Annotated in this window: 13 protein-coding genes and 1 tRNA gene; 10 read left to right on the forward strand and 4 right to left on the reverse strand. The window is 69.7% G+C overall.

Features of this window, described 5'->3' with window-relative positions; all coding sequences use genetic code 11:
• Window positions 1-146: 146 nt before the first annotated feature.
• Together ACWGQ1_RS01550 and ACWGQ1_RS01555 are read right to left on the reverse strand one after the other, a co-directional pair.
• On the reverse strand, window positions 147-1,784 hold the full coding sequence (locus ACWGQ1_RS01550) for a solute symporter family protein (RefSeq protein WP_206253002.1): 1,638 nt from the start codon (window positions 1,782-1,784) through the stop codon (window positions 147-149).
• Entirely contained in the window at window positions 1,781-2,128 is a 348-nt protein-coding gene (locus tag ACWGQ1_RS01555) for a DUF485 domain-containing protein (RefSeq protein ID WP_452312228.1), read from the reverse strand. Before ACWGQ1_RS01555 ends, ACWGQ1_RS01550 begins: the two co-directional genes overlap by 4 nt.
• 110 nt (window positions 2,129-2,238) lie before the next feature.
• Here ACWGQ1_RS01555 and ACWGQ1_RS01560 point away from each other — a divergent pair, with 110 nt between their 5' ends.
• Both ACWGQ1_RS01560 and ACWGQ1_RS01565 read left to right on the forward strand, forming a co-directional pair.
• On the forward strand, window positions 2,239-3,096 hold the full coding sequence (locus tag ACWGQ1_RS01560; protein ID WP_136037066.1) for a LuxR C-terminal-related transcriptional regulator: 858 nt from the start codon (window positions 2,239-2,241) through the stop codon (window positions 3,094-3,096).
• Window positions 3,097-3,167: 71 nt separating this feature from the next.
• Window positions 3,168-3,518 carry a histone-like nucleoid-structuring protein Lsr2 gene (locus tag ACWGQ1_RS01565; RefSeq protein ID WP_136031573.1) on the forward strand — a complete coding sequence of 117 codons (351 nt, stop codon included), beginning with the start codon at window positions 3,168-3,170 and terminating at the stop codon, window positions 3,516-3,518.
• Window positions 3,519-3,535: 17 nt separating this feature from the next.
• Here ACWGQ1_RS01565 and ACWGQ1_RS01570 read toward each other — a convergent pair whose 3' ends face one another.
• Window positions 3,536-4,198 (reverse strand): MarR family winged helix-turn-helix transcriptional regulator, encoded by a 663-nt coding sequence (locus ACWGQ1_RS01570; protein ID WP_247637583.1) that lies wholly within the window; start codon window positions 4,196-4,198, stop codon window positions 3,536-3,538.
• Window positions 4,199-4,271: 73 nt separating this feature from the next.
• Between ACWGQ1_RS01570 and idi the strand changes: the two genes are divergently transcribed.
• Genes idi through ACWGQ1_RS01610 form a run of 8 tightly spaced genes read left to right on the forward strand, consistent with a single transcriptional unit; the run spans window position 4,272 to window position 12,196 of the window.
• Window positions 4,272-4,793, forward strand: coding sequence for an isopentenyl-diphosphate Delta-isomerase (idi, locus tag ACWGQ1_RS01575; RefSeq protein WP_136031571.1), 522 nt, complete (start codon window positions 4,272-4,274; stop codon window positions 4,791-4,793).
• Between the two features lie 3 nt (window positions 4,794-4,796).
• The gene (locus ACWGQ1_RS01580) at window positions 4,797-5,879 is read left to right on the forward strand and encodes a polyprenyl synthetase family protein (RefSeq protein WP_136031569.1); all 1,083 of its coding nucleotides are present in this window, start codon (window positions 4,797-4,799) and stop codon (window positions 5,877-5,879) included.
• Window positions 5,876-6,784, forward strand: a complete 909-nt coding sequence (locus ACWGQ1_RS01585) for a squalene/phytoene synthase family protein (protein ID WP_452312229.1) — start codon at window positions 5,876-5,878, stop codon at window positions 6,782-6,784. The genes ACWGQ1_RS01580 and ACWGQ1_RS01585 overlap by 4 nt, the downstream gene beginning before the upstream one ends.
• A complete protein-coding gene (gene crtI, locus ACWGQ1_RS01590; RefSeq protein WP_452312230.1) occupies window positions 6,781-8,370 on the forward strand; it encodes a phytoene desaturase family protein in 1,590 nt (529 codons plus the stop codon). Before ACWGQ1_RS01585 ends, crtI begins: the two co-directional genes overlap by 4 nt.
• Before the next feature lie 44 nt (window positions 8,371-8,414).
• Window positions 8,415-8,717 carry a lycopene cyclase domain-containing protein gene (locus ACWGQ1_RS01595; protein WP_136046294.1) on the forward strand — a complete coding sequence of 101 codons (303 nt, stop codon included), beginning with the start codon at window positions 8,415-8,417 and terminating at the stop codon, window positions 8,715-8,717.
• Window positions 8,714-9,073 (forward strand): lycopene cyclase domain-containing protein, encoded by a 360-nt coding sequence (locus ACWGQ1_RS01600; RefSeq protein WP_136046248.1) that lies wholly within the window; start codon window positions 8,714-8,716, stop codon window positions 9,071-9,073. The genes ACWGQ1_RS01595 and ACWGQ1_RS01600 overlap by 4 nt, the downstream gene beginning before the upstream one ends.
• Window positions 9,070-9,963 (forward strand): prenyltransferase, encoded by an 894-nt coding sequence (locus ACWGQ1_RS01605; protein ID WP_136046249.1) that lies wholly within the window; start codon window positions 9,070-9,072, stop codon window positions 9,961-9,963. Before ACWGQ1_RS01600 ends, ACWGQ1_RS01605 begins: the two co-directional genes overlap by 4 nt.
• Before the next feature lie 46 nt (window positions 9,964-10,009).
• Complete coding sequence (locus tag ACWGQ1_RS01610) at window positions 10,010-12,196, forward strand: MMPL family transporter (protein WP_447653111.1); 2,187 nt, start codon at window positions 10,010-10,012, stop codon at window positions 12,194-12,196.
• A 20-nt stretch (window positions 12,197-12,216) separates the two neighbouring features.
• Here ACWGQ1_RS01610 and ACWGQ1_RS01615 read toward each other — a convergent pair.
• Window positions 12,217-12,290: transfer RNA gene (locus ACWGQ1_RS01615), tRNA-Arg, on the reverse strand.
• Window positions 12,291-12,313: the final 23 nt, after the last annotated feature.

Raw genomic sequence — 12,313 nt, forward strand, 5'->3', positions numbered from 1 at the left:
GGTAAACACCCAAACCGCAAACGGTCCCTCCTCAACCTCGGTTCCCACGGACCCCCCCAACCCCACACACCCCACCCCACAGAAAAGTGGCCCCGGCGGGTGGCCCGCTGGTCCCACCTCCCTGTTCCGCCGAGGCGACGGGGTCTCTAGTGGTCCACCGCCTTCTCGGCACCGAAGCCGGTGAGGGAACGGACCTCCATCTCCGCAGCGAGCTCGGGCGACTCGCGTCGGGTGCTCGTGACCGTGCCGAGCCAGCCGAGGAGGAAGCCCAACGGGATGGAGACGATTCCCGGATTGTTGAGTGGCCACACCGCGATGTCGATGCCGGGGATCATCGACGTCGGCGTCCCAGAGAAGACCGGAGACAGGACGATCAGCAGGATCGCCGAGCCCAGGCCGCCGTACATGCTCCACACCGCGCCACGCGTGGTGAACCTCCGCCAGAACAACGAGTAGAGGATCGTCGGCAGGTTCGCCGACGCCGCGACGGCGAAGGCGAGCGCCACCAGGAACGCGATGTTCTGCCCCTGAGCGCCGATACCGCCCACGATCGCGAGGATGCCGATCACGATGACCGTACGACGGGCGACGCGCACCTCGCCGTTCGGATCGGCCTCGACCGGGTTCCCCGCGGCATCCTTGCGTCCCTTCTGGATCACGTTGGCATAGATGTCATGGGCGAACGACGCCGCAGCCGTGATGGTCAGCCCGGCGACCACCGCGAGGATCGTGGCGAACGCGACGGCCGAGATGAAACCGAGCAGCACGGGGCCGCCGAGCTGCAGCGCCAGGAGCGGTGCCGCCGAGTTCACCCCACCGGGTGCTGCCGCGATCACATCCGCTCCGACGAGCGCGCCGGCGCCGTAGCCCAGTACCAACGTCAGCAGGTAGAAGCCGCCGATGAGCCAGATGGCCCACACCACAGACCGCCGCGCCTCCTTGGCCGTCGGCACCGTATAGAACCGCATGAGCACATGCGGCAGACCGGCGGTACCGAGCACCAGGGCCATGCCGAGGGAGAGGAAGTCCCACGGATTCGCCCCGTACTGCAACCCGGGCGCGAGCACCGCGTCACCCTTGTCGGAGTTGGCGACCGCAGCCTCAAGCAGCGTGTTGAGGCTGAACCCGTTGAGCGCGAGCACCCAGATCGTCATCCCGAGAGCGCCGCCGATGAGCAGGACCGCCTTCACGATCTGCACCCACGTGGTTCCCTTCATCCCCCCGATCAGGACGTACACGATCATGAGGATGCCGACCACCGCGATCACGATCGACTGTCCGACGCGCCCGTCGATGCCGAGCAGCAGCGAGACGAGCCCGCCGGCGCCGGCCATCTGCGCGAGCAGGTAGAAGAAGCACACCGCCAGGGTGGTGATGGCCGCCGCCATGCGCACCGGGCGCTGCTTCAAGCGGAACGACAGCACATCCGCCATCGTGAACTTCCCGGTGTTGCGCATGAGCTCGGCCACCAGCAGGAGCGCGACAAGCCAGGCCACGAGGAACCCGATCGAATAGAGGAAGCCGTCGTACCCGTTGATGGCGATCGCACCGCAGATGCCGAGGAAAGACGCGGCGGACAGATAGTCGCCGGCGATCGCGAACCCGTTCTGCGGCCCCGTGAACGAACGCCCCGCCGCATAGTAGTCCGCCGCCGTCTTGTTGTTCCTGCTCGCGCGGATGACGATGAACAGGGTCACCGCCACGAAGGCCAGGAAGATCGAGATGTTGAAGACCGGATTGATCTCGAGGGCGACGGTGTCGGTTGCCGTCCGAATACCGATCATGCGTCGGCCTGCGCCTTCTCCAGTTCATCCCTGATCTCGGTCGCCAGCGGATCGAGCCTGCGATTTGCAAATGCGACATATGCCATGGTGATCGCGAATGTCGTGACGAATTGTCCCAGTCCGAAGAGCAGACCGACCGTGATATCGCCCCACACCCGCTGCGCCATGAAGTCGCGCGCGAATGCGGCCAGCAGCACATAGACGAAGTACCAGACCAGGAAGAAAGCAGCCAACGGGAAGATGAACGATCTCTGCGTTCGCTTCAGCCGGACGAATCGCGGAGACTGTTCGACGGCGACGTAGTCGATCGCTCCGCTCTGAGGGGTCGGTTGACGGTCGTTCATGGGGCCTCCTTGCCACATGTCCCGTGCTCGCGCGGCTCGATCCGCCCGAATGGTAGGGTCGACGCTACGAAACGGGGAACGGCGCCGTCACCCCCGAAAGTAGGTATTCCGTGACCTCTCCGATCGCCGCTGAGACCGAGGCGGATCTCGTCGCCAATGCGGTGCGCGAGCTCGCACGACGCACACGGTTCCCCGTGGCCTTCGGCGGTCTCGTGGAAGAGGGCGTGGTGAGCGTCACCAGTATCGTCGGGGCCCGCACCCGGTCGCTCGACGGGCTGCGCGTCCGACCGGAACGGGGTCTCGGCGGGCGCGCCATGATGGAGTTGCGGCCGCGCATGACCAGCGACTACGGCTCGTCACGGCAGATCACGCACGACTACGACGTCTTCGTCCTCGGCGAGGGGCTGCGCACGCTTCTGGCCCTGCCCATCGTGGTGCAGGGACGCTCGCGCGGCGTTCTGTACGCCGGCGCCTGGGACCACGCGCAGGTCGGCGGGGTGACCACGGCGCCCGCCATGCAGGTGGCGCAGTCGGTGGCGGACGAGCTCCGCATCAGGGACGAGGTGCAGCGGAGGCTCCGTGCGGCGACGGAAACGCCGCCGACCGTCGCGGCGCCGCAGCGCGAGGAGCTGCGTGAGAGCTTCGCCGAGCTGCGCAGCATCGCCGCCGCGGTCGAGGACGTCGACGTGCGCGCGCGTCTGGCTCAGGTGGAGCGGCGTCTGCTCACCCTTGCCGGTGAGACCGTGCCGCCCACCACCGCCCCGGTGCCGGTGGTGCACCTCTCCCCTCGGGAGACGGATGTGCTCGCGTGCGCGGCGCTCGGCGCGACGAATGCCGAGATCGCCGCGCAGCTCGGCCTGAGAGAGGGAACGGTCAAGGCATATCTGGGGACCGCGATGTCGAAGCTCGATGCTTCGACGAGGCACGCCGCCGTGACGAAGGCACGCCGCGCCGGTCTTCTCCCCTGAACTGCTTCTCTCTCCGGCCGAGCGACCGTGAATTATTGCTGCGTTTGCGTGCCGCAGGTACAGTCGCATTCATGGCGAGAAGAATTGTGCATCAACTGGTCGACGATATCGACGGCAGCGTCCTGGAGGTCGGTGAAGGCGAGACCGTGCATTTCTCGTTGAACGGAACGTCCTACGAGATCGATCTGAACGCGGCGCACGCGGAAGAATTGCGCGCCGCACTCGAGCCGTATATCTCCGCGGGCCGCCGCGCCGGGAGCGGATCATCCGCGCCGTCGCGCTCGAGTTCCACCCGGAAACGACCGGCACGCAACCCCGAAGTCGCGGCAATCCGCGCGTGGGCGAATGAGAACGGCTACACCCTCTCAGAACGCGGGAGGATTCCCGCCCCCATCCTCGAAGCCTACAAAGCGGCCCAGTGACACGGTCCCGCCCCACCTCACGGTCGGGCGGGATCTTCTTTTGCGCCCGCCGTCGCCCACGGCTCATCGCGGAGGGTGATCTCCTCCGTCATGTCCTTCAGGAAGCGGATCACGACATCACGCTCGGCCGAAGACAGCCGAGCGGCCGCATAGAAGCGCTTCGCCTGCTGTCGGCCGACGGTCTCCATCGCGGCGTGCCGCGTCTCCGGCGTGATGGTGATGGCGAGCGCACGACGATCGGTCGGATGGGGCGACCGCCGGATGTGCCCGCCCTTCTCCAGCCGGTCGAGGAGCTTGGTGGTCGCCGCCGTGGACACGCCCAGGTGATGCGCGATGCCGCTGGGGGTCGCGACCATCGCACGGTTGGCACACACGATCAGATAGTGCAGCGCGCGCATGTCGGTCTCGTTGAGCTGCATGTATCGCCGCGAGGCCTGCGACAGCCGCTGCTCGGCGTCTCGAAGATCGCTCAGCGCCTCCATGACGAGAGCGATCTGGCGCAGATCCTCCGGGGGCACCCCGGTGCGATCGATCAGTGTGCTGCGCGGGTCGCTCGCGTCGACGTGGTAGATCGATCCGTGACTCAGCCCGTCGGCGCTCTCCGTCGAGGCCGATTCAGCGGAGGAGTCCGCGGCCACAGCCGCCCCGGAGCGCAGGGTGGTGCGGGGCTCGGTGTCCATGCGATCATGTTACACACGAACAGATTCATGCTAAGTTGATATTTCACCAAGTTAGCTAAAGGACGGGGAAGTCATGCAACAGGTCACGCTCCTCGCGGAAGACGGGACAGCCGTCGGCGTCCTTCCCAAGCACGAGGTCCACACGTTCGACACCCCCCTCCATCTGGCCTTCTCGTGTTACGTCCTCGACCCGTCCGGGCGCGTCCTCGTCACGCGGCGCGCCCTGACCAAGCGCACCTGGCCCGGCGTCTGGACCAACAGCTTCTGCGGACACCCTCAGCCCGGCGAGGACATGGCGGATGCGGTGCGGCGGCACGGCCTGCACGAGCTCGGCCTCCGGGTCGACCAGGTCCGCCTCGTCCTCCCCGACTACCGCTATCGCGCCGTGGATGCGAGCGGCATCGTCGAGAACGAGATCTGCCCCGTGCACGTCGCCGTGCTCGATCACGATCCCGTCGCCAACCCGCAGGAGGTGTCGGAATGGGCCTGGGTCGACCCGGGGGCGCTGGCCGAGGCCGTGGCCCTCGCTCCGTTCGCGTTCAGCCCGTGGATCGTCGAGCAACTGCCACGCCTCCGCAGCCTCGGTGAGGTCTGAGCCATGAGCACGACCATCACGCACGAAGACCTCGGTACTCGGATCGAGGAGGTCCTGCGGCGGCGCTTCGCCGAGCGCGCCGTGGCCGCCGAGCATCACGGGGCCGAGTTCGCCGCGCTCTGGAACGAGGCCGCCCAGCACGCCCTCGGCGGCAAGCTCCTGCGTCCGCTCATGCTGATGGAGCTCTTCCCCGCGCTGGCGACGACCGTGCCCACCCGACGCGAGACCGAGGGCGCGATCGACGTGGCCGCGCACGTCGAGCTGTTGCACTTCGCGTTCCTGCTGCACGACGACGTGATCGACGGCGACCTCACGCGGCGCGGGCGGCCCAACCTCATCGGCTCCCTCGTGGCGCGGCGCCCCGACGAGACCGCGGCCGCCGCCCTGCACTGGGGACGCGCGAGCGCGATCCTCCTCGGCGATCTGCTCCTGTCGACCGCGGTGCTCGGCTTCGCCCGCGCCGAGGTGAGCGCCGACGGCCGCGAGCGGCTGCTGGCCCTGCTCGACACCACCGTGTTCGAGACCGTCGCGGGTGAGCACGCGGACGTCGCCCTCAGCGATGGCATCGTCACGCCCGACCTGCGGACCATCCTCGCCACGAGCGCGTCCAAGACCGCGACCTATTCTTTCGTGCTGCCGCTGCGCGCCGCTGCCGTCCTCGCCGGAGCCAGCGCGGAAGCCGAGGAGCAGCTCACCCAGATCGGCACCCACCTCGGACTGGCGTACCAGCTGCAGGACGACCTCCTCTCGGTGTTCGGCGACCCGCACGCACACGGCAAGGACGCCTTCTCCGACCTCCGAGAGGGCAAGGAGACCGCGATCATCGCGTACGCGCGCATGACGAGCCACTGGCCGAGCATCGAGCTGCGCTTCGGCACGGCCGACCTCAGCGCGTCCGACGCCGGCGACATCCGCGACCGTCTGCGCGAGTGCGGCGCCGAGCGCTTCGTCCGCGGACTCGTGCAGGAGCAGCTCACCGCCGTGTCGACCGTGCTCGCCGAGGCGGAGGAGTCCGGCACGCTCAGCCCCGCGGCCGGGCGCACGATCCTGGCGATCGCCGACCGCATCGAGGGCCGCCGCCGATGAGCCCCCGCCCCGTCGAACGCCCGGATCCCGCCGCCCTGCGCCGCTTCAGTCGCACCGCCGAGATCGCCACCACCGACGTCATCCGCACCTACTCCACCTCGTTCGGTCTCGCCACCCGGCTTCTCGGCACGCGGCATCGCCAGCACGTGCGCAACATCTACGCCATGGTGCGTATCGCCGACGAGATCGTGGACGGGGTCGCGGCCGAGGCGGGGCTGGACGCCTCGGCGCAGGCCGCGGCACTGGACTCGTACATCGCCGAGACCCACCGCTCGATGCGCACCGGGTACAGCAGCGACTTGATCCTGCACGCGTTCGCCCGCACCGCGAGGGAGTGCGCCATCGGCGAGGACCTGACGGGGCCGTTCTTCGACTCCATGCGTGCCGACATCTCCCGCGACGCCGGGTTCACCGCCTACGACGCGGACGCCCACGCCGCCTACGTCTACGGCTCGGCCGAGGTCGTCGGGCTCATGTGCCTGCAGGTGTTCCTCCGCGATGCCGACCGCACCCCGGAGGAGCGGGAGATCCTGCACCGGGGAGCCCGGCGGCTCGGAGCCGCGTTCCAGAACGTCAACTTCCTGCGCGACCTCGCCGACGACACCGACCGCCTCCAGCGCGGCTACCTCGGTGGCACCGAACGGCTCACGGACGCCGACCGCGACGCCTGGGTCGCCACGGTCGAACGCCAGCTGGCCGACGCCCGCGCCGCGATCCCCCTCCTGCCGAAGGACGCGAGGGCGGCCGTCCGCAGCGCGCTGGCGCTGTTCGCCGCACTCACCCGCCGCGTCGCGAAGACCCCCGCCGCCGAGCTCTACCGCCGCCGTGTGCGCGTGCCGGACCCGGTGAAGGCGCTGCTCGCGGCACGGGCCGTCGTGACCACCGCGTGGGAGCGTGACCGATGAGCCGCGTCGTCGTGATCGGTGCCGGTGTCGCGGGGCTCGCGACCGCGGGGCTCCTCGCCCGCGACGGGCACGAGGTCGTGGTGCTGGAGCGCAACGACCGGGTGGGCGGACGCGCCGGAACGCTCGAACGCGAGGGCTTCCGCTTCGACTCCGGCCCCTCGTGGTACCTGATGCCGGAGGTGTTCGACCACTTCTTCCGGATGATGGGCACCAGCACCGAGGAGCAGCTCGACCTGACGCTGCTCGACCCCGGGTACCGCGTCTTCCGCGCACCGGAGTCGGCGGAGGGCGCTGTCACCGTTCCCGCGGGCCGCGATGCCGTCCGACGACTGTTCGACGACCTCGAGCCGGGCGCCGCTGCCACGCTCGACCGCTACCTCGACTCGGCGTACCACGCGGGCACCATGGCGCAGCGCTACTTCCTCTACAACCCGTTCACCCGCACGCGCTCCCTCGCGGCCCCGGAAGTGCTGCGTGCCCTCCCCCGCCTGTTCTCCCTCCTGGGAACCCGACTCCAGTCGTTCGCCGCCCGGCGCTTCCGCCACCCCGTGCTCCGGCAGATCCTGGGCTACCCGGCGGTCTTCCTCGGCACCGATCCGCGCAGCGCCCCCGCGATGTACCACCTCATGAGCGCGCTCGACCTCGATCAGGGCGTGCTGTACCCGCAGGGCGGATTCTGGCGCGTGGTCGAGCGGATCGCGGCCCTGGCCGAGGGCTCGGGCGTCCGCATCGTGACGGGAGCCGAGGTCACCGGCATCCTCACGCGGGACGACAGCGCCGGGACGCACGTGTGGGGCGTGGGGTGGACGGACCCCAGCGGAGACCAGCACGTGGAAGAGGCAGACATCGTGGTGTCCGGCGCCGACCTGCACCACACGGAGACCGCGCTGCTGCCGCCGTCGCTGCAGTCGTACCCCGAGTCGTGGTGGGCGCGGCGGACAAGCGGGCCCGGCGGGGTGCTGGTCATGCTCGGGGTACGGGGATCGCTGCCGCAGCTGCCGCACCACTCCCTGTTCTTCACCGACGACTGGGACGCGAACTTCGACGCGATCTTCGGGCGCACCCCGCAGATCCCCGCACCGGCATCGACGTACGTGTGCCGCCCGAGCGCGACCGACGCCGACGTCGCGCCCCCCGACCACGAGAACCTCTTCGTCCTCGTCCCGGTGCCCGCCGATGTCGACCTCGGCCATGGCGGATCGGACGGATCCGGCTCGCCGCAGATCGAAGCGGCCGCCGACGCCGCGATCGACATGATCTCCTCGTGGGCGGGGATCCCGGACCTGCGCGAACGCATCGTGGTGCGCGAGACCGTGGGACCTGCCGACTTCCACGACGACTACCACTCCTGGCGCGGCGGAATGCTGGGCCCGGCGCACACCCTGTCGCAGAGCGCGATGTTCCGCGCGCAGAACGCGTCGCGCCGAGTCCGCGGGCTGTACTACGCGGGCGCCACGACGGCGCCCGGGGTCGGCGTGCCGATGTGCCTGATCAGCGCGGAGCTGGTGCTCAAGCGCATCCGCGGCGACCACTCGCCCGGTCCCCTCCCGGAGCCGGCGCCCTCGGAACGGACGGCCCGGCCGTGACCGGCGCGATCTACCTCGGCGCCCTGCTGGTGTCGCTCGGGTGCATGCTGCTGCTGGACTGGCGCTTCCGCCTGTTCTTCTGGCGCGACGTGTTCGCCGCGGCCGTCGTGACGGTGCTCGGGGTCGCGTTCTTCCTCGTCTGGGACGTGGCGGGCATCGCCGCCGGGATCTTCTTCCGCGGTGATGCGGTGATCGCGACGGGCATCGTCCTCGCCCCGGAGCTGCCGATCGAGGAGCCGGTCTTCCTGGTGTTCCTGGTCGTGTGCACCATGGTCCTGTACGGCGGTGCCGTGCGGATCGTCGAGCGCCGCCGCGCACGGTCGCCCCGCGCGGAGGTCGCCCGATGACGTATCTGCAGCTGTCCGCCGTGTTCCTGGCCGTCGCCGCGACGGGCGGCCTCGTCGCCGCGCTCGTGGCCCGGCGCGGTCCCCACGCCGGCGCTCTGGCCGCCACCGCCCTGACCCTCCTGGCGCTCACGGCCGTGTTCGACACCGTCATGATCGCGACCGGGCTCTTCCACTACTCCCCCGCACATCTCGTCGGCGTGCACATCGGTCTCGCTCCGCTGGAGGACTTCGCCTATCCGGTCGCCGCGGTGCTGCTGCTGCCCGCCGTGTGGACCGCCCTGCGGGCGCGACGTTCCCGTAGGGGAACCTCGGCCGCAGCGACCGCAGCCGCCACCGAACGGGAGGAGCGCGCATGAGCCGGGCGTCCGTGCCGCGCACGGGAGTCGGACACGACATCGCGCAGATCCTCCTGTCGTCGCGGCCTATCAGCTGGATCAACACCGCCTTCCCGTTCGCCGCCGCCTACCTGCTCAGCACGCGCGAGATCGACCCCACGTTCGTCATCGGCACGCTGTACTTCCTCATCCCCTACAACCTGGCGATGTACGGCATCAACGACGTGTTCGACTACGCGTCCGACCTGGCGAACCCGCGCAAGGGCGGGATCGAGGGAGCACTGCTGTCGCCGCGCATCCACCGCACCACCCTGTGGGCCGCTGCCGCGACCAACGTGCCGTTCCTCGTCTACCTGTTCGCGGTCGGCAACCCCGCGTCGTGGTGGTGGCTCGCGGTGAGCGTGTTCGCGGTGATCGCCTACTCCGCGCCGGTGCTGCGCTTCAAGGAACGACCGTTCCTTGACTCGATCACGTCGAGCACCCACTTCGTCAGCCCGGCCATCGTCGGCCTCGCCCTCGCGGGAGCTCCGGTCTCGGCGGCGACCGTGGTCACGCTCGGCGCGTTCTTCCTGTGGGGCATGGCAGCGCACGCGTTCGGCGCCGTGCAGGACGTGGGGCCGGACCGCGAGGGCGGCATCTCGTCCATCGCCACCGTGATCGGTGCCCGAGCCACCGTGCGCCTCGCGATCGGCCTCTGGGCGGTGGCGGGGGTCGCAATGCTCCTCACGCCCTGGCCCGGCCCCCTCGCGGCGGTACTCGCCGTGCCTTACATCGTGAACGCCGCACCGTGGTGGAACGTCACCGATGACACCTCCGGCAGGACCAACCGCGCCTGGCGCCGCTTCATCGCCCTCAACTACATCGCCGGCTTCCTCGCCACGATGATCCTCATCCTCGCCTGGGTCTCCTGACTCCGACGCCCCCGCGACGAACCCACCTCCTCCCGAAAGGAACCCGATGTCCCGCCCCGCCGAAACGCCGACCCCGCCCTCCCGAGAGCGCGTCCGTCGCCACTCGTGGCTGCGGGTCTTTCTCCCGGTCCTGCTGATCCTGGTGTGGCTGGCCGGGGCGTCGTTCGGTGGTCCCCTGTTCGGCAAGGTCGACGAGGTCTCCTCGAACGACCAGACCACGTACCTGCCCGAATCGGCCGACGCGACCACGGTGCAACAGCTCCTGGGCGAGTTCAACGACAGCGACGCGATCCCGGCCATCGCGGTGTTCACCTCGGACCAGGAGCTGACGCAGACCGAGCTCGACGCGATCAGCGATGCGGTCGCCGACGCTCCGTCGGTCGAGGGCGTCGCGGACGACGTCTCGCCCGCGCTCCCCTCCGACGACGGGAAGGCCGTGCAGGCGTTCATCCCGATCGAGGGCGACGCGGAACTCGCCGATACCACCACGGCGCTCGGCGAGGAGTTGCGCGCGGCGGTCCCCGACGGGGTCACGGTCTACATCACCGGACCGGCCGGTTTCAGCGCCGACCTGGTCGCCGGCTTCTCGGGGATCGACGGCCTCCTGCTCGGGGTGGCGCTGCTGGCGGTCCTCGTGATCCTCGTCCTGGTCTACCGGTCGTTCCTGCTGCCCCTCGTCGTGCTGTCCACGAGTCTGTTCGCGCTGTGCGTCGCGCTCCTGGTGGTGTGGTGGCTGGCGAAGTGGGAGATCCTGCTGCTGAGCGGACAGACCCAGGGCATCCTGTTCATCCTCGTGATCGGCGCCGCGACCGACTATGCGCTGCTCCTCGTCGCCCGCTTCCGTGAAGAGCTGCGCGTCGCGCAGGACAAGGGCGTCGCGCTGCGGGCCGCGTGGAAGGGCTCGGTCGAGCCGATCGTCGCGTCAGGCGGCACCGTGATCGCCGGACTGCTGTGCCTGCTGCTCAGCGACCTGAAGTCGAACAGCACGCTGGGGCCGGTCGCCGCGATCGGCATCGTGTTCGCGATGCTGTCGGCGCTCACACTGCTCCCGTCGTTGCTGCTGCTCTTCGGGCGCGCGGTGTTCTGGCCCCGCCGGCCCCGTTTCGAGCCCGAGGTCGTCGCGGAGGAGCACGGCATGCGCACCACCGGGCTGTGGGCTCGCCTCGCCGGCGCGGTGAAGAAGCGCCCCCGGGTGATCTGGATCGTGACGACGCTCGTGCTCCTGGCCGGAGCCGCCGGAGTCACCCAGCTCGACGCGGTGGGAGTGCCGCAGTCCGACCTCGTGCTCGGAGCCTCTGAGGCGCGCGACGGGCAGGTCGCGCTGGGCGAGCACTTCCCCGGCGGGTCGGGCAGCCCGGTGTCGGTCGTGGTCGACGAGGAGCGCATGCAAGACGCGGCGGACGTGCTCCTGTCCAACGACGGGATCGACGGGGTCACGGTGACCGCCGCCGACTCCCCGAGCGGCTCCGCGCCGATCGACGAGGACGGGATCACGGCGGTCGGCCCTCCGGGAACCCCCGCGCCGGATCCCACGGTCGTGGACGGTCAGGTGCTGCTGCAGGGGACCCTGACCGACGCAGCGGACTCGGCAGCGGCTGCCGCGACGGTGCGGGAGCTGCGCGTCGAGCTCGACGACCTCGGTGCGATCGTGGGCGGCGTCACGGCCACATCGGTCGACACGAACGATGCCTCGATCCACGACCGTAACCTCATCATCCCGGTGATCCTGCTCGTGATCATGCTGATCCTGATGCTGCTGCTCCGGTCGATCCTCGCCCCGGTGCTGCTGATCCTGACCACGGTGCTGTCGTTCGGAACCGCGCTCGGCGTGTCCGCGCTCGTGTTCAACGGGATCTTCGCGTTCCCCGGCGCCGACCCGGCCGTCCCGCTCTACGGCTTCGTCTTCCTCGTGGCCCTGGGCATCGACTACAACATCTTCCTGATGACCCGCGTGCGCGAGGAGTCGAAGCAGCACGGAACACGCGAGGGCATCCTGCGCGGGCTCTCGATCACCGGGGGCGTCATCACCTCTGCCGGCCTCGTGCTCGCCGCGACGTTCGCCGCCCTCTCGGTGATCCCGATCCTGTTCCTCGTGCAGCTCGCGTTCATCGTCGCGTTCGGCGTCCTGCTCGACACGTTCGTCGTGCGCTCGCTGCTCGTGCCCGCTCTCACGTACGACATCGGGAAGGCCATCTGGTGGCCGTCCGCGCTATGGCGCCGCGGGAAGCCGTGACGACGGGATCGCGGGAAGGGTGCCCTCGACAGGATTCGAACCTGCGACCTGCCCTTTAGGAGAGGGCTGCTCTATCCTGCTGAGCTACGAGGGCGCGCACCCAGTCTACGGGACCGG

The organism is Microbacterium sp. NPDC055599 (assembly GCF_053618975.1).

What these genes read in the sequence shown, in the direction of transcription:
- ACWGQ1_RS01580 (WP_136031569.1), top strand. Translation starts at nt 4,797, where the DNA reads ATGAGCACGACCATCACGCACGAAGACCTCGGTACTCGGATCGAGGAG.
- ACWGQ1_RS01610 (WP_447653111.1), top strand. Translation starts at nt 10,010, where the DNA reads ATGTCCCGCCCCGCCGAAACGCCGACCCCGCCCTCCCGAGAGCGCGTC.
- ACWGQ1_RS01605 (WP_136046249.1), top strand. Translation starts at nt 9,070, where the DNA reads ATGAGCCGGGCGTCCGTGCCGCGCACGGGAGTCGGACACGACATCGCG.
- ACWGQ1_RS01550 (WP_206253002.1), bottom strand. Translation starts at nt 1,784, where the DNA reads ATGATCGGTATTCGGACGGCAACCGACACCGTCGCCCTCGAGATCAAT.
- ACWGQ1_RS01555 (WP_452312228.1), bottom strand. Translation starts at nt 2,128, where the DNA reads ATGAACGACCGTCAACCGACCCCTCAGAGCGGAGCGATCGACTACGTC.
- idi (WP_136031571.1), top strand. Translation starts at nt 4,272, where the DNA reads ATGCAACAGGTCACGCTCCTCGCGGAAGACGGGACAGCCGTCGGCGTC.
- ACWGQ1_RS01570 (WP_247637583.1), bottom strand. Translation starts at nt 4,198, where the DNA reads ATGGACACCGAGCCCCGCACCACCCTGCGCTCCGGGGCGGCTGTGGCC.
- crtI (WP_452312230.1), top strand. Translation starts at nt 6,781, where the DNA reads ATGAGCCGCGTCGTCGTGATCGGTGCCGGTGTCGCGGGGCTCGCGACC.
- ACWGQ1_RS01595 (WP_136046294.1), top strand. Translation starts at nt 8,415, where the DNA reads ATGCTGCTGCTGGACTGGCGCTTCCGCCTGTTCTTCTGGCGCGACGTG.
- ACWGQ1_RS01565 (WP_136031573.1), top strand. Translation starts at nt 3,168, where the DNA reads ATGGCGAGAAGAATTGTGCATCAACTGGTCGACGATATCGACGGCAGC.
- ACWGQ1_RS01600 (WP_136046248.1), top strand. Translation starts at nt 8,714, where the DNA reads ATGACGTATCTGCAGCTGTCCGCCGTGTTCCTGGCCGTCGCCGCGACG.
- ACWGQ1_RS01585 (WP_452312229.1), top strand. Translation starts at nt 5,876, where the DNA reads ATGAGCCCCCGCCCCGTCGAACGCCCGGATCCCGCCGCCCTGCGCCGC.